The 19,618-nt window shown below is 65.3% G+C and carries 16 protein-coding genes and 1 tRNA gene; 3 read left to right on the top strand and 14 right to left on the bottom strand.

From position 1 onward, the window contains the following. The first annotated feature begins 719 nt into the window (after positions 1-719). The gene (locus C516_RS0105385; RefSeq protein WP_018717334.1) at positions 720-1,424 is read left to right on the top strand and encodes a retropepsin-like aspartic protease family protein; all 705 of its coding nucleotides are present in this window, start codon (positions 720-722) and stop codon (positions 1,422-1,424) included. Here C516_RS0105385 and C516_RS20375 read toward each other — a convergent pair. The 9 genes from C516_RS20375 to C516_RS18620 form a co-directional block, all read right to left on the bottom strand. Next, positions 1,408-3,048, bottom strand: coding sequence for a methyl-accepting chemotaxis protein (locus C516_RS20375; protein ID WP_018717333.1), 1,641 nt, complete (start codon positions 3,046-3,048; stop codon positions 1,408-1,410). The two genes, C516_RS0105385 and C516_RS20375, sit on opposite strands and share 17 nt — an antisense overlap. Before the next feature lie 159 nt (positions 3,049-3,207). Continuing rightward, a tRNA-Thr gene (locus C516_RS0105375) sits at positions 3,208-3,283 on the bottom strand. A gap of 97 nt (positions 3,284-3,380) precedes the next feature. Continuing rightward, a complete protein-coding gene (locus C516_RS0105370) occupies positions 3,381-3,851 on the bottom strand; it encodes a type IV pilin protein (protein WP_018717332.1) in 471 nt (156 codons plus the stop codon). Between the two features lie 7 nt (positions 3,852-3,858). Beyond that, positions 3,859-7,386, bottom strand: a complete 3,528-nt coding sequence (locus C516_RS18635) for a pilus assembly protein (protein ID WP_084594091.1) — start codon at positions 7,384-7,386, stop codon at positions 3,859-3,861. A gap of 61 nt (positions 7,387-7,447) precedes the next feature. Continuing rightward, on the bottom strand, positions 7,448-7,780 hold the full coding sequence (locus tag C516_RS0105360) for a hypothetical protein (RefSeq protein WP_156831134.1): 333 nt from the start codon (positions 7,778-7,780) through the stop codon (positions 7,448-7,450). Between the two features lie 64 nt (positions 7,781-7,844). Beyond that, the gene (locus tag C516_RS18630) at positions 7,845-8,339 is read right to left on the bottom strand and encodes a PilX N-terminal domain-containing pilus assembly protein (RefSeq protein WP_018717329.1); all 495 of its coding nucleotides are present in this window, start codon (positions 8,337-8,339) and stop codon (positions 7,845-7,847) included. After that, on the bottom strand, positions 8,336-9,091 hold the full coding sequence (locus tag C516_RS0105350; RefSeq protein ID WP_018717328.1) for a PilW family protein: 756 nt from the start codon (positions 9,089-9,091) through the stop codon (positions 8,336-8,338). Before C516_RS0105350 ends, C516_RS18630 begins: the two co-directional genes overlap by 4 nt. Next, positions 9,091-9,633, bottom strand: a complete 543-nt coding sequence (pilV, locus tag C516_RS20370) for a type IV pilus modification protein PilV (RefSeq protein WP_084594090.1) — start codon at positions 9,631-9,633, stop codon at positions 9,091-9,093. Before pilV ends, C516_RS0105350 begins: the two co-directional genes overlap by 1 nt. A gap of 4 nt (positions 9,634-9,637) precedes the next feature. Further along, a complete protein-coding gene (locus C516_RS18620; RefSeq protein WP_018717326.1) occupies positions 9,638-10,153 on the bottom strand; it encodes a GspH/FimT family pseudopilin in 516 nt (171 codons plus the stop codon). 183 nt (positions 10,154-10,336) lie between these two features. Here C516_RS18620 and C516_RS0105335 point away from each other — a divergent pair, with 183 nt between their 5' ends. Further along, a complete protein-coding gene (locus C516_RS0105335) occupies positions 10,337-10,867 on the top strand; it encodes a GspH/FimT family pseudopilin (protein WP_018717325.1) in 531 nt (176 codons plus the stop codon). A 55-nt stretch (positions 10,868-10,922) separates the two neighbouring features. Here the strand turns inward: C516_RS0105335 and ispH are convergent, their stop codons facing one another. The 5 genes from ispH to murJ all read right to left on the bottom strand — a co-directional run bounded on the left by ispH (position 10,923) and on the right by murJ (position 19,117). Further along, positions 10,923-11,888: a 4-hydroxy-3-methylbut-2-enyl diphosphate reductase gene (gene ispH, locus C516_RS0105330; protein ID WP_018717324.1), complete on the bottom strand. Its 966-nt coding sequence runs from the start codon at positions 11,886-11,888 to the stop codon at positions 10,923-10,925. 65 nt (positions 11,889-11,953) lie between these two features. After that, the gene (lspA, locus tag C516_RS0105325; RefSeq protein ID WP_018717323.1) at positions 11,954-12,418 is read right to left on the bottom strand and encodes a signal peptidase II; all 465 of its coding nucleotides are present in this window, start codon (positions 12,416-12,418) and stop codon (positions 11,954-11,956) included. Between the two features lie 456 nt (positions 12,419-12,874). Continuing rightward, on the bottom strand, positions 12,875-15,715 hold the full coding sequence (gene ileS / locus C516_RS0105315; protein ID WP_018717322.1) for an isoleucine--tRNA ligase: 2,841 nt from the start codon (positions 15,713-15,715) through the stop codon (positions 12,875-12,877). Further along, entirely contained in the window at positions 15,712-16,680 is a 969-nt protein-coding gene (gene ribF / locus C516_RS18615) for a bifunctional riboflavin kinase/FAD synthetase (protein WP_018717321.1), read from the bottom strand. Before ribF ends, ileS begins: the two co-directional genes overlap by 4 nt. Positions 16,681-17,533: 853 nt before the next feature. Beyond that, a complete protein-coding gene (murJ, locus tag C516_RS0105305) occupies positions 17,534-19,117 on the bottom strand; it encodes a murein biosynthesis integral membrane protein MurJ (protein ID WP_018717320.1) in 1,584 nt (527 codons plus the stop codon). Between the two features lie 150 nt (positions 19,118-19,267). On the opposite strand from murJ, the gene rpsT reads away from it, so the two are divergent. Continuing rightward, a complete protein-coding gene (rpsT, locus tag C516_RS0105300) occupies positions 19,268-19,531 on the top strand; it encodes a 30S ribosomal protein S20 (RefSeq protein ID WP_026320962.1) in 264 nt (87 codons plus the stop codon). The last annotated feature ends 87 nt before the right edge of the window (positions 19,532-19,618 follow it).

Here is a 19,618-nt window from a genome sequence, read left to right as displayed (position 1 = left end):
TTCCCCGGCCGGGGCGTTTTTCCGCCCGGCAATCTCACCGGGCATGCGCCGAAAGCGCGCGACGCATCCCGTAGATCGGCGGCAGGGAGGCAGCCGACATTCTCATACGGCGGGTAGTGGATGTCCGCCTCCCGCAATCACAAGGCGCCTGTCCCGCGTGCGCACCCTTCCCGCACAGATGTTGGCTGTCGGGAGCAGCCAATCTACCCCTTCGACGAAGTCCCGGTGGTCCACCCTTCCGTAGATACCGTCTCGCGGATCAAGCGATTTGCGGGGTATCGGGTGTCTGGTTCCTGATGACGCCGGAACAGATGGGAACGGGCTTGCGCATGGCCGCCCCCCGACGCGGTCATCCCGGCTTTGTCCCGCCGGCGCTGGCGGCACGCGCGCACATCGGGGTCATCAGGCCGCTCAAGCCGTCGGCGTAGCCGGGGACGGGATGTTGGCTGCCAGGAGCGGCCAACCTACAACACCGGTCCCCTTCGCAGGCATCCCGCAAAGGGGGCCTGCCGGCAAACCCGGTAGCGCTGCACCTCCCGTAGATCGGCTGCTCCCGGCAGCCGACGATGGGCAAGGCCGGAGACCAGCGCCAGCCGGGACGATCGCTCGGGTCGGGCATCGGCACGATTCGGGAGGTGGCAATGGCAATAGCCGGCTTAGTATGCTGAACCCCGGCTGGAGCGCCACGCACACCTCATCACCACAGGGAGTCGCCGGTGTTGAATCACGTACCCATCCAATCCGGACGCCGCCGGGCACGGCATGCGCGGCTCACCCTCCGGGTATGGCTGCGCACCGCGGCGGCCGCCGCCGTCATGGCATGCACCGTCGCCGCAGCCGCCCCTCCGGACGTGCAGGTCCGCGCCCTGTTCCCCGGCAAGGCATTGCTGGAGATCGACGGCACCCGGGTCGTGCTCTCCGAGGGCACGACCGGTCCCCGCGGTGTGCGCCTCATCGACGCCACCCCCAAGGCGGCAGTCATCAGTATCGACGGCCAGCGCCGTCGACTGAGCCTCACCAGCCGTGCCGGCGGCACATACGCCGCCGCCACCCCCCGCCAGATGCGGCTGTCACCGGACACCCGCGGGCGCTACATGAGCAACGGCCGCATCAATGGCCGCCCCGTGCGCTTCCTGGTGGACACCGGTGCCGATATGGTAGCGATCAACGCGGCCATGGCGGACGGCATGGGGCTGGATTACCAGGAAAGCGGGACCCGCATACGGGTCAATACCGCTTCCGGCGCCACCACGGGCTGGCGGGTCACCTTCGATCGGGTACGCCTCGGCGAGGTGGTGGTCCAGGGGGTCGACGGGATGGTGCTCCCCGGCGGCGCGCCGAGCACGCCGCTACTGGGGATGTCGTTTCTCGGGCGGGTAAACCTCCGGCACGAGGGCCGGGTACTGGTCATCGAGCAGCACTGATCCGGAAACGGCGGACGAGCTCATCCAGCTCGTCGGCCAGGCGCTGGAGCGACTCGCTGGCGCGGGTCGTCTCGCCGGCGGTCTCGGCACTGTCGTCGGCCACCTGGGCGATATTGGAGATACTGCGGTTCATCTCATCGGTGGTCGCGCTCTGCTCTTCAGCGGCACTGGCGATCTGGTCGTTCATCTCGTTGATGCGCTGCACACCCTCGGCGATCCGCTGCAACGCCGCCCCGGCCTCGCGGGCCTGCTCCACGACCTCGCCCGCGGCACCGCGGCTCTCCCCCATCAGCTCCACGCTCCGCCGGCTACCCGACTGCAGCTCCTCGATCGTGCGCTGGATCTGATCCGTGGACTCCGCGGTGCGACGCGCCAGCGCCCGCACTTCCTCGGCGACCACGGCGAAACCACGGCCCTGCTCGCCGGCCCGGGCCGCCTCGATGGCGGCGTTGAGGGCCAGCAGATTGGTCTGCTCGGCGATATCGCGGATGACATCCAGCACCGAGCCGATGGCCGTGCTGTGCTGGTCGAGCTGCTCCACCGCCGTACCCGCCTCGTCGATACGCTCGGCCAGCTGATCCATGCGGGATACCGTGGTCTCCACCACGCCACGCCCGTTCTCGGAATCCCGTGACGCAGACGCCGCGGACTCGGCCGCCTCGCCCGCATTCCGGGCCACTTCCTGCACGGTGGCGTTCATCTCGTTCATGGCGGTGGCGACCTGGCTGGTCTCCTCGCGCTGGGTCGTGATCGCGGTGCGATTATGCTCCGCCAGTGCCGCCGTCTGCTCGGCGGACTCGCCCAGCCGGGCGACCGCCCCGCGGACCTCTCCAACCAGCTCGCCGACATCGGTGCGCAGGCGTTCCGCGGCCTCGGCGACCCGCCCGAGCTCATCCTGGGTATGACGCTCCACCGGCCGGGTGAAATCCCCGGCCGCCATCGCCTGGAGCCCTTCCACCAGCTCGCCGGCGGGGCGCGTGATACTGCGGCGCAGGAGAAACAGGAAGACCGCAAACGCGACCAGCACCGCGATCGCGATCAGGACGAGCGTGATCATGAAGTTGCGCATCGTCGACGCCGCGGTCTCCTGGGCCATGCCCTGCAGCCGCTCGTCCACCCGGTCCTGGACCTCGACCAGGGTCTGCCGCGGTTGCTCGGCCAACCCGTCCACCATCGCACGCGCCGTCAGACGCATATACCCGGAGTCGACGAAGACCTGCAGCGCCTCATCGTAGCCGCTGCGCATCTCCGCGTACTCGGAACGGAAGCGTTTCAGCAAGGCCCGCACTTCTGGCATGTCGTCGAGACGGGAGATCAGCGCCTTGCTGTCCTCCTCGATGGAGTCACCCTGCTTGCGGAACCGGGCCTCCGCCTTCTCACGCGCAGGGTCGGCACCGAGAAGCATGATGTCCTTCCAGGCAAGAAGCTGACGGTCCAGATCCTGATTCAGAGAGCTGATATCGGCCTGGGTGACCAGGGAGCTGTCGAGCAGCCCGCGATAGGTCTGCAGGCCCTGCCAGGCCACGGCCATGGCAAACAGCGCAGCGCCCAGGGTCAGCCCGGTACCCAGGCCGGTATTGAGCAGCAGCTTGTTGCGGATGCTCGACGTCAGCAGTCTGAACACGATCGCCCCTCTTCCGTCCGTGAAACCCTTACCGTTCTTTAGCGGCAGGTTCACCCGGGAACTTGAGCGGCGTGCATACCGCCAGCCTGTGATGGAAACAGGCCGGCGACGAACTCGCGGGAACCGATGCCAACCGGAGGACCCGGTCAGCGGAAGATATGGTGCCGGCGCACGGACTCGAACCGCGGACCTACGCATTACGAATGCGTTGCTCTACCAGCTGAGCTACGCCGGCCTTGAGTCGGGAGCAAAGGTTATCGCGCACACCGATCGCTGTCCAGCCTTATCTAGGGCCTAATATCGCCCCACGATTACACGTCAACGTGCAACACTCACCAGCACTCATCGGCGGGAGCGGAGCCCGTGTTGCCCCTGTTGCCCAGGGAATCCATCGTGAGGTTGCCACACTCAGTGTCCGCCTGCTGAGCGCCCCGCCGGGATGCGGTCAACTGGACACACTCGCCGATACCACTGCCACAGCCGCTGGCACTGATCTCATAGAACTCATCGTCCGAGAGCACGTTACCCGCCGACGCCCCTCCGTCATTAAGGCCTAGCTCGCCGCCGTCGCCACTATCGTCGAGATCAGTGGTGTAAGAGTAGTTTTCCGTGTAATAGCGCTCCTCAGCGTGCATAACCTGCATCAGCATCGACTTACCGTCCGCACGGCGGGAGGCCTGCACCTGGCCTTGGTAGGTCGGGTAGGCGATCGCCGCAATGATCGCCAGAACCGCCACCACAATCATCAATTCGATCAGCGTAAATCCTGCAACGCTTCGTTCCCTCGTTACGCGAATAATCATGTGCTGATCACTCCGTCTCGTTCTCTCGCCAGTACGTGCGCGAAAGCGCCGGTAACGAGCCCAGCGGCCCCCCGTCCACGCAATTTCCGTCCTCCTTACAGAAATTCTCCAGAGGGAGTTCCGTACCAACGGTCACCACTGGCTGGATGGGTCCGTCACCGTTCTCACCTCCCGGTACCAGAAGAACCTGTGGTGACGGCGCAATCCCGCCGCGCGTAAGCGAGACGTAACGGTCCGTATCAGTGAGATCGTCCGAGTCGGTATCAAGGTTCGCCACAGGGGTGGCGTCACGGACATCCATCAGGTAGAGCCGGGAATGCCCGTTACGGGTCCCGCATACCGCTTCCGGATCATCACTTGGGATGAACGTGGTGAACAGCAGTCGGCTATTGAATACCGTGGCAGTACCGAGGACCTTCTCACCGTCTGCCTCAAGGTCGATATACCAGCCATCACCCTCGTCCAGAGTTTCCTGAGCAGCCGCGCTGTCCTCGTCGCTGCCCTGCCCGATGGTGTTATCGGTGGCGTCGTAGAGATCACTCTCGGTGACCGTCGTATAGTCGACGTTTCCATCATTGCCCGTCGGGGCCCCATACACCGGTGTGCTTTTTAGCATATAGAACCGCTCGTTGATTGTCGTATCAAGCGGATGCGCCCTGTAACCGGAACCGATGGAGACAGCCAGGTAGTTTTCCCCGCCGTTATTGATAAGGGTCACATCCGGCGCGTTATAGAATCGCCGGTTGCCGGCCTCACCCGAACCAGCAAAATCGGCTATGCGACCGCCGGTAATCTCGTCAAGCGCGTCTATCCCCGGGTCACCATCCTGCTCACCGCTATCGGTGTCCTTGTACGTAAAGTCCAGACGCCATATCTGTCCCGCCATGTCAGCGGCGAACAGGGCATCCGGGTAACCGTCGGCATCGATATCGACAACCGTCACATCCGCCGGGATCGAGTTCGTCATATTGGAGAGTTCAAGATCGGCCCCGGAATCAGACGGACCGGCCCACCACAGAAGCTCCCCCGTTTCCATGTCGACGATGTATATCGCGCGCCCCTGGCCGTCCGTTACCGGAGCACCCTCGACATCCTGCGCAGGATCGTACCCGCCACCGAAGATGAGCACGTCCTTCTCCGAGCCATCTGTCCAGAGCAGGGTCGCCGTCTGCGGCGCGGACCAAGTCTGCCCCAACTCCGAAAACTCCCCGCTACCACCAGTGATTGTCCAGAGGTGGGAAGGTTCAGAGCGGTCAGTCACATCCAGTGCATGAAAGTCGCGCCCACCACGCCGCATGCCGGCGAACACGTAAGCCTTGTCACCTTCGCCGGCTTCGATGGTCTGATCGGAATCGTCCCCGTTCTCCTCGACATAGGTCTCTAATGGTCCGTCGAGGCCATAGGTCTTGTCCGTACCGTCCGGGTTATCCATGAGCGTTGCGAGATTTCCGAGCAGATCGCTGGGAACGTACGCAAACGTCTCCGAGCCATCACTGGTATCAATGGCGTGCAGATACCCGCTATTGGTAATCGCATATAGCGTTATATCGGGACTGTCCTGACTGCCGCCGTAGGTCACTAGGACGGGCTGGCCGTGCAGGGGGTCCCCCATTCGCTGACATGCATCGCTGGTACTGCCGTCATCGTCGCTATCCAGGACATCAACACCGCGCGCCCATTTGAGCACCTCCGTACGCTCGGCATCCGACGCACTGTCGGCCAAGCCAATCATGGACTTGGTAATCCCGGAGTTGCCCTCATCGAGCGCATTCGAGCTGGCTGTCAGGTTTTCCGAATCACCGAGATACGTATAGACATTGCGGCTTTCAGGATTGAGATCCGGATACTGATTGGCGGCACCGCCCTTCTGGACATCGTCGCCGTCCACGACCTCACTCCAGTAACTCTTGGCGTTGTCCTTGAAGAAGCCGGTAGACGAATCGACAGCCGCCGTGTGGTTCGCATCCTCAACCTGGAATGTATCCGTGTCCTCGTCATACCCGAGACGGTACTTCTTGACGTTCCCCGGCCATCGCGTCGTCGAGGCCGGCTCGAACAGCGCATAGTAAAGTTCGTTACGGTTCTGCAGGCGATTGAAATTGTCGACAGCCACACCCGGTGACGCGAACGTCGCCCCAGAAGAGACTATCTCGACGAATATCTCCGTAAGCGCACTCTTCAGCTCGTCATAGGTATCGACAGTGTAATAACGACCCCCCCCCTTATTGGCTGTATCAGACAACAGCCCATCATCAACCCGGAAGCCGATGGTATAGGTAATTATTTTTTGGGTGCTTTCCTCGAAATCACTGAGATCCCGACCAAAATCGGAATCGTCGAACTGGTCCTCTTCGTACAGGTATTCCGCCAGCTCGTCGAGACAGCCGCCGTTCCCCGAGCACGACGCCCCCGTCAAATCACGGATCGCATCATTGGCCTCGGTATCGTCTGTAGGGAGACCATCCGTCAACAGTATGACGTAGTTGTTCTGACAGGGGTCCTCAATCGGCGACTTGTAAGTGTTCCACGAGTCGGACTGCCTGCATTCGTCAACGCTCGTGCGTGGCTCCGTCTCATTACCAAAAACTACGCCTTCACCGCGAAAATACCGTGCCGCCTCCCAATAGGTCTCGCTGAGAGGGGTGTTCCCGCCCGGATAATAGCTGTTGAGTTTGGTTTTGAAAGCCGACCTGTTATCCCCGATATCGTCGATTGCCAAATCCACGAAGCCGCCGGAGTAGCTGCAGCTCCAATAACCGCAGTCGTGTCCCGCATCGAATCGCATCAACCCGATATTGATACCATTGATGCTATCAACCAAGTCGCCGGCGATCTGCTGCACGACCTCCAGCCGGGTTTTTTCCTCGACCGTCGCGCTATCGAGATAATTCAGATAATTTCCAGTGTAAAAATTATAGTCATCCCGATAACCCCAGTTGATCTCCTCGTCCTCATTCTCGGACCAAGGGCCATCGGTGTCCGAGGCATACACAGCGGCATCACCATCGGAGGCACCATGCGTCCCACGGTCAGCACGGCACTCCACTGCTGCGTCATGGGAGTTGTCATCCAGATCCCGCCAGCTCGTCGAACATTCCCTGTGCCAGCCGTCGGACCACGACCAGGACCAGGAACACTGCTCCCTGTTCTGCGCGCTCCTCACGCCGAGTGCCTGACCAGCGCTATCCAGCGAACCCTGAGCGGAGTCACACTTGAACGCGTCCTCGGTAATCCAGTTGTCCGTACCGCCGTTCCTCCCGCCGCAGGAAGGCGTGCCGCCTCCTTCTGACCAGTAGATTCGCCCGGTGTCACAATCCCCGTCATACGACTGTGAGGCATCATATTCTTCAGGCGTCACCTCGACAGTGGAGCTCATACTCCCCGAGGTATCGACGACAAACAGCACGTTCGGCTGCTTCCATGCGCTCTCGTCAGGCACATAGATTTCGGTATCGTCCGCATGGGCGATCGAGAGCAAAGACAGAAGTAACCCCGCTACCAAGCCCCACCGGCAGACGCTGCTTCCATGACTCATGATTGCTGTTGCTCCTAGCCCTGGCTCGTATCGGGATACCGGACACCCAACGTCCAGACGCTCACTTCGACCAGAGGACCTTGGTCAATTCGCCGCTATCCGATTTGTAGATGACTGTTCCCGTTGTCGGCTGCGTCGCGAGAAACTGATCGATACTCGACTGCTGTCCGCGGTTTATGAACTGGGTATCGTCGGACACGTCGAAACGCCGCTTCTTGCACGTCGGGCAGGCCTGGGCCTCAACCTCAAAACGCCCCGCCCCCTGCTTCGTCATGGTGATTCTTGCCGCCTCAATGGCGGATTCAAGGTTACGGATTTCCGCCGATACCGGCGAGGCCGCTGCCGCGACAACGAGAAGCAAAACTCCCCAGAAAACGCCTGCAGTCTTTGACATCCTCACCCCCGGTTCACTATTCAGCCACATACGATTACCGAAACGCACAAACACATCACGGTCATCAATCTTTTGGCGTTACGCGCATAATGCCCTGAGTCTGACTCGAGTTAGCACCGGTACCGGCGATCGATGCCTCCGAGTCCACGTCGAAGTAATGCCCCTCAAAATTCTTGCAGCTGAAGCCACTGGGACATCCCTGACCGGTATGCGTAACCTCCAGGGTGCTCAGCTGAAGGTGGCGATCCGTGACCAACCGGTCCTCGGTGGACTCATCCATGCTCACGTTTTCCGTACCGTCGCTGTCAATCGCGCTGGCCAGTGTGGACGGATCGTCGCTGAACTTGTTAAGCGCCCACGAAATGGCCGAATAGGTCGTCTGGAATATAGTCCGTTCCTGCTGGGCGTTACCCGACATAGCCTCCTGCATTCGGCTGACCTGTGACGCGGTAACGGCAACCAACGTCAACACAAGCAGGATTACCAGACTTATCGCCAGCGCGGCACCGCGTTGCCGGCCGATTCGAGAAAGGTCCGCAATCCGATTCCACGCAGTCATGGCAAACGGTTCCTAAGGACTATGGTGTTCTCGAAGATGCTGCGCAGCCGTCCGTCACTGCCCGGGGAAACCGTCTCGCCGAGCACGTTGTAGGTATCCGCATTGGCGGGCCTGAGGTTGTCCTGCTGCGTACGTAGCAGTAGCGCAAGCCTTACGGTGATGACCTGACTCCAGTCCGTCACCCCACCCGCATCCTCGTAACTGTCGACGCTACCGTCATCATCACTGTCGATTCCGTACTCTGCCTGGAAGGTATCGACACCATCGATGAGCGGCTGTGCGCTCTCCAGCCAGCTTCCGGTTTCAGGGTCCATACCGCGGCAAACAAGCGAACCTCCCGAAACCGAATACACGTTGACGACACGCTCCCCTGCGGCTTTGGTTCCCAGGCAGTCGGCCGCTGTCTCATCGGGATACATACGGACTACGGCGACCCGATCACTCGCGCCGCTGCCGCCATCGGCCGTATTCGAATCCGAAGGGGTGGCGTCGGTATGAAACGCATCCGGAGTGGGCGCGGTGAGCGGATTGTGATAACCCGCCATGCGGACGTCACGGCCAAGCCGCTGCATGGCAAAACGGCCGTTCTCCTGTACCCGCGCCAAAGCGTCCTGCAAGCGGTAGCTCTGCTTATTGGCGATAAACAACTGCACCGCGCCGGCGGAGAGCATCAGCCCCAAGACCAGCGCGATCATGAGCTCGATAAGCGTCAGCCCCCGCTCCCTGGAATGCGACTCATCGCCCATCACCATCACGGCACGACCTCCTGTACGAATCGGCTCTTGTCGTCGGGGCCGTCACCGCTACCGTCGCCGCCCTGATAGCGCCATACGGCCTCTATCTCGAATGAGTCCCCTTCCTCACAAGGGTCCTCGCTGCACTCGATATTTAGCTCTCCACCGGGCAACGCCGCGACCCCGGATGCCTCCGCCCCAAGACTGGCGTCGCAGGCGACGCGCCATAGTGCATCCCGGAATACCCGGCATGCATCAGAGCTGCAGTGGTCCGTCGGCGGGGAATCACACCGATTCGTCCCACCCTTCAACGGCATTGGAGGATTGGAGCTGCTGAAGTAGTCGTACACGCCGTCGCTGTTGGCGTGCATCTGCTCGGCCAGCGAGTCGACGAGCCAAGTCACCTGCGAGCGTTTCATCGCCTCGGTATTCGCCTTGATCGCCTGCAGGTTCAACCCTGCAACACCCAGCAGGCCAATAGAGAGCACAAGCACGGTCACGAGGATCTCAATCATGGAGAGCCCCGACTGTCGTACGGTTGTTGTTGATGAGGAGTACATGATCTTATGAACAGCCACTGTAGCTATCGTCGCTGATGGAAATACGGCCCGTCACGTCGATAGCAAGCCGGCGGCCGGTCTCCCCCGAACGTCCACTGTCACAGACGTCGACCGTATCTCCGGCGTTGACGACACCGTCACCGTCATAGATGAACAATGTCCTGCCATTGTTGCTGTCGACCGTCATGTTGCCGTCCAGGGCATCCCAGCGGCGAAGTTGCTGATCGTCGCTCGCGTCGTAGGTGCCATCACCGTTCTCGTCGATCCACACCATGAACCCTCCCCCCCACTCGTTACTACCCGACGGGGAAAGGGCGGAGATACGAACCGAACGACCACGCTTGACGGCCTCGCTACGCGTCAGATTGAGCGCGGTAACGAACTGATTGGTCGCCGTGGTCAGCTGGTTGTTCTGTATGAACGTGCGGAAGCTGGGGATCGCGACCGAGAGCAGGATCGCAGCCACGATCACGGTAAGCATCAATTCGATCAGCGTGAATCCGCGTATCTTGCTATTCATGGCGACAACGGTAGGATCTTTCGGGGACCTCCACGAGCCCGGCCCGATTGGTGGGTCTCATCACACGATGAACGGAACAGCATCGAGAGACAACGACGATCACTCATTGCTCAAAAACTGACCTTCGAGATCACTCGTCACGGAATGACGCAGTCCTTCGAAACCGCTCATGGAGGAGCAGACATGCACCGACGAGGCTTCACGCTCATCGAGCTACTGGTTACCGTCGCCCTGCTCGCGGCCATACTCGGGATCGCCATACCCACCCTCTCAACGATTGTTCGAAGCACCGCCTTGAGTTCGTCGACCAACCGATTTCTGACGACACTGGCGTTTGCACGATCCGAAGCAGTCAAACGCGGCGAGCGCATAACGGTTCGCCGCTCCGGCACCGACTGGTCTGCCGGCTGGGTCGTGTTTGTCGACCGCGACGGTAGCGGGGACCGGAATAACACCGAGCCGTTACTCCGCGATTCACGCGCCCTGCGCGACGGCTTCCGGTTAACCGGCAACCAGATGGTGTCGGAATCGCTCTCCTACATACCCCAAGGCTACCCCCGCACCGCATCGGGGGCTTTGCAGATGGGCACGTTCACCGTCTGTGACGACACTGGCATCACCACCGCAGGACATGCACGCGCCGTTGTCATCAGCGCGACTGGACGCGCCCGCGTCTCGCATCGGATATCGGATATCGACAAGAACGACTGCTAAGCGACGACCGAGGGCGCCATCGGCTGAATCGGCGGCGGAGGCGCGAAAGTCGTGGCTACGCACTCCGCCGTCTGATCTCTCGCATGAGATCCCGGGGCAGGGAGAAGACGACCTCCTCGGTGTGACCGGCCTGTTCCGCCGGCCGGGTGCCGCCCCAGGCGACGAGGCGGTCCACGACCCCCTTCACCAGGACCTCCGGTGCCGACGCCCCGGCGGTGACGCCGATACGTTCGGCACCGTCAAGCCACTCCCGGCGCAGGTCGTCAGGGCCGTCGATCTGGTACGCGGTGACCCCCATGCGCTCGGCGAGCTCCTTGAGCCGGCGCGTATTGGAACTGTTCTGGGAGCCCACGACGATCATGCAGTCGACCTGCGCGGCGAGGTCCTTGACGGCATCCTGGCGGTTCTGGGTCGCGTAGCAGATATCGTCCTTGCGCGGCCCGTGGATACGCGGGAAGCGCTCGCGCAGGGCGTCGATGACCTGCCCGGTATCATCCATCGACAGGGTCGTCTGGCTGACAAAGGCGAGCTCGTCCGGGTTGCGGACGTCCATGCGGGCGACGTCGTCGGGCGTCTCCACCAGGTAGATCGCGCCGCGGTCCGCGCCCTCGCCTACGTACTGGCCGATGGTGCCCTCCACTTCCGGATGGCCGTCATGGCCGATGAGCACCACCTCCCGCCCTTCGCTGGCATGCTTCTGCACCTCGATGTGGACCTTGGTGACCAGTGGGCAGGTCGCATCGAACACGCGCAGGCCGCGACGGTCCGCCTCCTCCCGCACCGCCTGGGAAACGCCGTGGGCACTGAAGATGACGGTCGCACCGGAAGGGACCTCGTCGAGTTCCTCGACGAACACCGCGCCCTTGCCGCGGAGATCCTCGACAACGGTGCGATTGTGCACGACCTCGTGGCGGACGTAGATCGGGGCGCCGAAACACTCCAGCGCCCGCTCGACGATGCTGATCGCCCGGTCGACGCCGGCGCAGAAGCCGCGGGGGTTGGCAAGCAGTATCTCGGGCATGGTGGCAGTCGCCTCGCGTATGTGGGCGGATTGTCTCACGAGCGCCGGAGCCTCGCCTAGAAGGCTCACACCCGCCGGCCCAGGACGACACTGATCACCAGCATCGCCACACCCACGGAGATGGCGCTGTCGGCCACGTTGAAGGCCGGCCAGTGCCAGTTGCCGGCATAAACGTCCAGGAAATCGATGACGTACCCGTGGACCATGCGGTCCAGCACGTTGCCCAGCGCGCCCCCGAGCACCAGGCCGAGTGCCGCGGCGACCAGCCGCTCACCGGGCCGCAGCGCACGCAGCCACCAGATCAGGTAGACACTCACCGCCAGCGCCAGGGCGGTAAAAAGCCAGCGCTGCCAGCCGCTGCCGTCGGCGAGCAGGCTGAACGCCGCACCGGTGTTGAACGAGAGCGTGAGGTTGAACGACGGCATCACGGGCACCGGACGATAGGGCATCAGTGCCGTTGCCGCCCAGTACTTCGTCGCCTGATCGGCGACCAGGACGACGGCGGCGATGATCAGGCCGAAGCGCAGCATGGATCGGATTCCCGGTGTGACAAGGCGGGCCTCGCGGCGGGCACGGCACAGCGAAGGAGGCGATGTCGCACACGGCCTGTGGCCGTGCACGACCTACCCGCGCGAGCATCACCATGGATCGAGTCGATGATGCACCGCGCGCGGACCAGGCGCCGCGACGCGGGGCTGTCGCACACGGCCTTTGGCGGTGCACGACCTACCCGACCGCTATCCGCCGTCGACCAAGCAGGTCGCGCGACGGGGCCGTGCGACATTCCGACCTGCCGCGGTGTTGGGCTCTCGCACACGGCCTGCGGCCGTGCACGACGTACTTGCGACGCCCTGACCTGCCGCAGGGCCGCGCTGTCGCACACGGCCTTTGGCCGTGCACGACCTACCCGCTGGACGACCACTGGGGACCGCGTAGGTCGTGCGCCGGAGGCGTGCGACGGACACACGGCGGGCGCCACCGCGTGGCTAGGCATACAGCCGTTCCTCGCCCTCGCCGGCCACGTTGGCCACGCAGCGGCCGCACAGCTCCGGATGATCGGCGTTGCGGCCCACGTCCGGCGTGTGGTGCCAGCAGCGCACGCACTTGGCGTGCTCGGTGGCCGAGACCACCACGCCGAACTCCGTACCATCGGGGAGGCTCGCGGTCATCGCGCCCTCCGGACGGGCCTCCGCCGGGTGCACCCGCGCCGCGGAAGTGATCAGCAGGAAGCGCAGCTCATCGCCGAGCTGCTGCCACTCGCTGTACAGCGGCTCCGGGCAGTAGAGCTCGACCTCGGCCTCCAGGGTGGCACCCAGGACCTTGTCGTTGCGCAGCTCCTCGATGCGCTTGGCCACCGCCTCGCGCAGGCCCAGTACCCGCTGCCAGAAGCCGCGGTCGAAGGCCTCGCCCTCCAGCGGGACGAGCTGGTCGTACCACTCCGCCGTGAACACCGCGCCCGCGCCCGCGCCCTCGCCCCGCTCACCCGGGATGTGGGCCCAGAGCTCGTCGGCGGTGAACGAGAGGATCGGCGCGATCCAGCGCGCCAGCGCCTCGACGATGTGGTACATCGCCGTCTGGCAGGAGCGCCGGGCGAGGCTGTCGCTCTGGGTGGTGTACTGGCGGTCCTTGATCACGTCGAGGTAGAAGCCGCCCATGTCCAGCACGCAGAAGTGGTGCACGCGCTGGGTGACCTGGTGGAAGTCGTAGACGTCGTAGGCGGCGACCACCTCGCGCTGGACCTCCAGCGCCCGGTCCACCGCCCAGCGGTCCAGCGCCAGCATGCGCTCCGGCTCGACGCAGTCGGTGGCCGGGTCGAACCCCGCCAGATTGGCGAGAAGGAAGCGGGCGGTGTTGCGCATGCGCCGGTAGCTGTCGGCGGTGCGCTTGAGGATCTCGTCGGAGACGGCGATCTCGCCGGTATAGTCCGTGGAGCCCACCCAGAGCCGCAGGATATCGGCACCGAGCTTGTTCATCACCGTCTGCGGGGCGATGACGTTGCCCCGCGACTTGGACATCTTGTAGCCCTTCTCGTCCACGGTGAAGCCGTGGGTGAGCGTCCCCCGGTAGGGCGGCCGGCCGTCGAGCATCATGCCGGTGAGCAGCGACGACTGGAACCAGCCGCGATACTGGTCGGAGCCCTCCAGGTAGAGGTCCGCCGGCTTGGCGAGCTCCGGGCGCGACTCCAGCACGGAGGCGTGGGTGGTCCCGGAGTCGAACCACACGTCCAGGATGTCGGTGACCTTCTCGTAGCGCGGGGCGTCGTCGCCGAGCAGCGCCGCGGGATCGAGCTCGAACCAGGCGTCGATGCCGCGCTGCTCCATGCGCTGGGCCACCGCCTCGATGAACTCGTCGGTGCGCGGGTGGGGCTCACCGGTCTCGCGGTCGACGAACAGCGCGATGGGCACGCCCCAGTTGCGCTGGCGCGAGATGCACCACTCCGGGCGGTTGCGCACCATCGCCGCCATGCGGCCCTCACCCCAGTCGGGGAACCAGCGCACCGTGGGCAGGGCCTCCAGGGTCTTCTCGCGCACCCCGTTGGCCTCCAGGTTGAGGAACCACTGGGGCGTGGCGCGGAAGAGGATCGGGGTCTTGTGCCGCCAGCAGTGGGGATAGCTGTGCTCGTAGCGCTCGACGTTGAGCAGCGTCCCGGTCTCGCGCAGGGTCTCGACGATCTTCGGGTTGGCATCGAAGACGAACAGCCCGGCGAAACGCTCGGTCCCGGGGAGGAAGCGGCCGTCATCGCCAACCGGGTTCTCCAGCGGCAGGTCGTAGCGCTGGCCCACCTCGAAGTCATCGGCACCATGACCCGGCGCGGTATGCACGGCACCCGTGCCCGCCTCGGTGGTGACGTGCTCGCCGACGACCACGGGCACCCGCCGGTCCAGGAACGGGTGACGCAGCGCCAGTCCCTCGAGGTCCCGGCCCAGGCAACGCCCGACAATGCCGTAGTGCTCGATGCCGTAGCGCGCCAGCGCCGTCTCGTGCAGGGCCTCCGCCAGCAGAAGCAGCTCGCGGCCGTGGTCGGCGGAGACCAGCACGTAATCCAGCTCCGGGTGGACGGCCACCGCCTGGTTTGCCGGCAGCGTCCACGGGGTCGTCGTCCAGATCACCAGCGACGCGGCGGCCTGCGGCTCCATGCCCTCGGCGCCACAGGCACGGCGCAGCGCGTCGCCGTCCACCGCGGTGAACCGCACATCGATCGCCGGGGAGACGTGGTCGTCGTACTCGACCTCGGCCTCCGCCAGTGCCGAGCCGCAGTCGGTGCACCAGTGCACGGGCTTGAAGCCGCGCTTGAGGTGCCCGTTGCCGACGATGCGCCCGAGCGCGCGCAGGATGTCCGCCTCGGTGCGGAAGTTCATGGTCAGGTACGGATCGTCCCAGTCCCCGATCACGCCGAGGCGCTGGAAGTCCGCCTTCTGCCCGGTCACCTGCGCCTCCGCGAAGCGTCGGCAGGCCGCCCGGAAGTCGGCGTCGGAGACGTCCTCGCCGGCCTTGCCGATGTCCTGCTCGACCTTGTGCTCGATGGGCAGGCCGTGGCAGTCCCACCCGGGGACGTAAGGGGCGTCGTAGCCGTCCAGGGTGCGCGCCTTGACGATGATGTCCTTGAGGATCTTGTTGACCGCGTGGCCGATATGGATCTCGCCGTTGGCGTAGGGCGGGCCGTCGTGGAGGATGAAGCGCTCGCGCCCGGCGCGCTGCTCGCGGATGCGCCGGTACAGGCCCTCATCGTTCCAGCGCGCCACCCGGTCGGGCTCGCGCTTGGCGAGGTTGGCGCGCATGGGGAAGTCCGTCTTGGGCAGATTCAGGGTGTCTTTGTAATCGGTCACGACGTCGTCCTGCGATCCTGTGTCGATGACGGGTTGTCGGGCTGCCCGGCGAACCAGGCCCGCGCCGCGTCGGCGTCGCGCGCGATCTGCTCGCGCAGCGCCTCCATGGTGTCGAAACGCTCCTCGCCACGCAGGAACGCCCGGAAGGTCACGGCGACGTGGGCGCCGTAGATGTCGCCGTCGAAATCGAAGAGGTGGGTTTCCAGCAGCGTGGCCCGACCGTTGACCGTGGGCCGCGTGCCGACGCTGGCCACCCCCTCCTGCCGCCGGCCAAGACCGTCCAGGGTCACCGCAAATATGCCGTGCACCGGCGGCGGCGAACGCCGGAAACGGATGTTCGCGGTACGCCAGCCGAGCTCCCGGCCGATCGCGTCCCCGCGGGCGACCCGGCCACTGATGGTGTAGGCCCGTCCGAGCAGCCGGCCCGCCGTGGCGAGGTCACCCGATCCCAGCGCCTCCCGGACCCGGGTGCTCGAAACCCGGCTGCCGCCGTCGACTACCGTCGGCATCCGTTCCACCTCGAAGCCGTTCGTCTCGCCCGCCGTGCGCAGCATCTCGAAACCGCCCCGCCTGCCGTGGCCGAAGCGGAAGTCGTCGCCCACCATCAGGAACCGCACGCCGAGCCGCCGCACCAGCAGATCATCGATGAACGCCTCCGCCGGCATATCCGCCAGGCCTCGGCCGAAGCGCAGGCAAACGACCCGGTCGATGCCGCAGCCGTGCAACGCGGCGAGCTTGTCGCGCAGCCCGGTGATACGCGGCGGCGCACGCTCGGGCACGAAGAACTCCAGCGGGTGGGGCTCGAAGGTCACCACCGTCGCCGGCAGCCCGAGCGCGTCCGCGCGCTCGCGCAGACGCGCGATCACGGCATGATGGCCACGGTGCACGCCATCGAAATTGCCGATGGTGGCGACGCAACCGTGGTGCCGGTGCACTAGATTGTGGCTGCCCCGGATGAGCTCCATGCCGTGCCGGTCCCCAAATCCCTGTATTCTACGGTGGATTCACTGCGCGGTGAAAGTCGTGGGCCGCCGCCGGCCCGGCGTAACGCCGGTTCAGCGTATCTGCCGAACGCCGACGACGGCCCGCACCGCCACCGCGGGCCGGTTACGTCCGGCCACCGACACCCTGACCGGGACCCGTGCGTGGAGGCCCTGGCCGCAGGGGGCCCGTGGGCTGGCTGCTGAGCACAGCCAAGATCCCGGCCCAACCCGCCTTGGGCCGGTCATGTACAGGTATCCGACACGGGCCCGGAAGATGTTGGCTGCCAGGAGCAGCCAACCTACCGGTGGCACGGCATCCCGGCCGGAACCGGCGGGGACGTCGCACACGGCCTGCGACCACGCATGACCTTGTATGTTGCCGCCGGTAGGTCGGCTGCTCGCAGGCAGCCGACGTTCCGCCAGACCCGCCGTGGACCGGCCATGCGCAGGTTCCGACACGGGCCCGGAAGCTGTTGGCTGCCAGGAGCAGCCAACCTACCGGTGGCACGGCACCCCGGCCGGAACCGGCGGGGACGTCGCACACGGCCTGCGACCACGCATGACCTTGTATGTTGCCGCCGGTAGGTCGGCTGCTCGCAGGCAGCCGACGTTCCGCCAGACCCGCCGTGGACCGGCCATGCGCAGGTTCCGACACGGGCCCGGAAGCTGTTGGCTGCCAGGAGCAGCCGACCTACAGATGGCACGGTATATCCCGGCCGGAACCCGCAGGTAGGTCGTGCGCCGCAGGCGTGCGACAGTCCGGGCCGCCTCCCGGGAGCCGGAGTCCCGACCGGCACCCGTCCGTGAAGACGGCCCGCCGCCGGGCGCGGCCGGTCTACCCCGCCGGCGTCCGAACCTCCGACGACGGCGGCTCGCGCAGCATCGCCGGGCGCAGACCGAGGGCGAGGAGCACGGCAAAATACGCCACCGCCGCCACCACGATGCAGCCCGCCAGCGCGGCCACCCGCAGCCCCGGTCCCGCCGCGATCCAGGCGTCGAGCTGGCGGGCCGGCCAGTAGAGTACGGCGAGCATCACCAGGACCGCCAGACCGACCTGCCGGCGCAGGCGCGGCCAGCCGGCCTGCGGCCGGTAGACGCCGCGCCGGCGCAGCCCGCGCACGAGCAGTCCGGCGTTCACCCCCGCGGCCAGGGCCGTACCCAGGGCCAGCCCGGCGTGGGCAACGCCGCTGCCGTACAGCAGCGCCACGGCGGCGATGCTGAACACCGCGTTTACCACCATCGCGACCACCGCGTAACGCACCGGTGTGCGCGTGTCCTGGCGGGCGAAATAGCCGGGCAGCAGGACCTTGACCAGCACGAAGGGGAACAGCCCCACCCCGTAGGTGAGCAGGCTGAAGCTCGCCGCCTGGACATCGCGGGCCCCGAAGGCGCCGTACTGGAACAACGTCGCCAGCATCGGCGCGGCCAGCGCCATCAGCCCCACGGTCGCCGGGACGATGAGCACCAGCGTGAGCCGCAGGGCCCAGTCGAGGGTCGCGTTGAACGCCTCCGGCCCGGCGCCGGTGTGATCCCGAGACAGCCGCGGCAGGATCACCGTGCCGAGGGCGACGCCAAAGATGCCCAGCGGAAACTCCACCAGACGGTCGGACCAGTACAGCCAGCTGATGCTGCCGGTCATCAGGAACGACGCCAGCACTGTGTCCACGAGCAGGTTGATTTGCTGCACCGAGGTGCCGAACAGCGTGGGCCCCATCAGCCGCAGGACCCGTCGAACGCCGGGATCGCGGAAATCCGGCCGCGGCATCACCAGCAACCCCTGGCGGGCGAGGAACGGCAGCTGCAGCGCCAGCTGCAACGCCCCGGCGAGTGCCACCGCCCAGGCAAGTACCGCCACCCCGGGATCGAGCACGTCGCCGAGGATCAGCGCCGCGCCGATCAGGCAGATGTTGAGCAGTACCGGCGCGAACGCAGGCGGACCGAACGAGCCCAGGCTGTTGAGCACCGCGCCGGCACACGCGGTCAGCGAGATCAGCATCAGGTAGGGAAAGGTCACCCGCAGCATCCCCGCTGCCGCCGCGAGGCGCTCGGGGTCACCGGCGAAGCCGGGGGCGAACACCCGCACCAGCCAGGGCGAGGCCGCCATCCCCACGAGGGTCACCGCCAACAGCACCACCGCCAGGCTCCCGGAGGCCCGGCGCACCAGCGCCCTGACCTCCTGCGGCGTGCTCTGCGTGTGGTACTCCGAGAGGACCGGCACGAAGGCCTGGGAGAACGCCCCCTCGGCGAAGAGCCGGCGCATGAAGTTCGGGATCTTGAACGCCACCAGGAACGCGTCCATCCCTGCCGACGGGCCGAAGACCACGCCCAGGACGATATCGCGCACCAGCCCCAGGACCCGCGAGAGCAGCGTCCACGAGCTGAATGTCAGCAACGCCCGGAACAGGCCCGCTACCTTCATGCCGTTGTCTCCGTATACGCCTGCGATGCCCGGGCCCGGTACGCGGTCGCGCGCCCGCGCGCCGCGGGCGTCGCGCGTGATTGACACCGACCGGGCGAGGCGCCATCATACGCGACTTTATCGTGGACAGGATCACGCAGGAGTTCGACCTTGGCTAACATCGCCTCTGCTCAGAAGCGCGCTCGTCAGACCGAGCAGCGCCGTCGCCACAATCAGGCCCGCCGCTCGATGATGCGTTCCCAGCTCAAGCAGGTGATCAAGGCGATCGAGGCGGGCGACAAGGCGAAGGCCGAGGAAGCCTACAGTACGGCCGTCCCGGTCCTCGACCGCATGGCCACCAAAGGGGTGATCCACAAGAACAAGGCCGCGCGGCACAAGGCGCGCCTGGCCAAGAAGATCAAGGCCCTCGGCTAAGCCGGAACCTGCCTGATCGTGACGAAGACGCCGGCCGCTGGCCGGCGTCTTCGTTTCCACCTGCCCGCCGGACACGCCCCACCGGCA

This window comes from Arhodomonas aquaeolei DSM 8974 (assembly GCF_000374645.1).
GTDB classification, from domain to species: Bacteria; Pseudomonadota; Gammaproteobacteria; order Nitrococcales; family Nitrococcaceae; genus Arhodomonas; species Arhodomonas aquaeolei.
Note: the sequence above shows the minus strand (reverse complement) of the source record. Positions and strands in the feature narration are given on the sequence as shown.

What these genes read in the sequence shown, in the direction of transcription:
- lspA (WP_018717323.1), bottom strand. Translation starts at nt 12,418, where the DNA reads ATGCTGCGCTTCGGCCTGATCATCGCCGCCGTCGTCCTGGTCGCCGAT.
- C516_RS0105370 (WP_018717332.1), bottom strand. Translation starts at nt 3,851, where the DNA reads ATGATTATTCGCGTAACGAGGGAACGAAGCGTTGCAGGATTTACGCTG.
- C516_RS0105335 (WP_018717325.1), top strand. Translation starts at nt 10,337, where the DNA reads ATGCACCGACGAGGCTTCACGCTCATCGAGCTACTGGTTACCGTCGCC.
- murJ (WP_018717320.1), bottom strand. Translation starts at nt 19,117, where the DNA reads ATGAAGGTAGCGGGCCTGTTCCGGGCGTTGCTGACATTCAGCTCGTGG.
- C516_RS18630 (WP_018717329.1), bottom strand. Translation starts at nt 8,339, where the DNA reads ATGACTGCGTGGAATCGGATTGCGGACCTTTCTCGAATCGGCCGGCAA.
- C516_RS0105350 (WP_018717328.1), bottom strand. Translation starts at nt 9,091, where the DNA reads ATGGTGATGGGCGATGAGTCGCATTCCAGGGAGCGGGGGCTGACGCTT.
- ispH (WP_018717324.1), bottom strand. Translation starts at nt 11,888, where the DNA reads ATGCCCGAGATACTGCTTGCCAACCCCCGCGGCTTCTGCGCCGGCGTC.
- C516_RS18620 (WP_018717326.1), bottom strand. Translation starts at nt 10,153, where the DNA reads ATGAATAGCAAGATACGCGGATTCACGCTGATCGAATTGATGCTTACC.
- pilV (WP_084594090.1), bottom strand. Translation starts at nt 9,633, where the DNA reads ATGTACTCCTCATCAACAACAACCGTACGACAGTCGGGGCTCTCCATG.
- ribF (WP_018717321.1), bottom strand. Translation starts at nt 16,680, where the DNA reads ATGGAGCTCATCCGGGGCAGCCACAATCTAGTGCACCGGCACCACGGT.
- C516_RS0105360 (WP_156831134.1), bottom strand. Translation starts at nt 7,780, where the DNA reads ATGTCAAAGACTGCAGGCGTTTTCTGGGGAGTTTTGCTTCTCGTTGTC.
- C516_RS18635 (WP_084594091.1), bottom strand. Translation starts at nt 7,386, where the DNA reads ATGAGTCATGGAAGCAGCGTCTGCCGGTGGGGCTTGGTAGCGGGGTTA.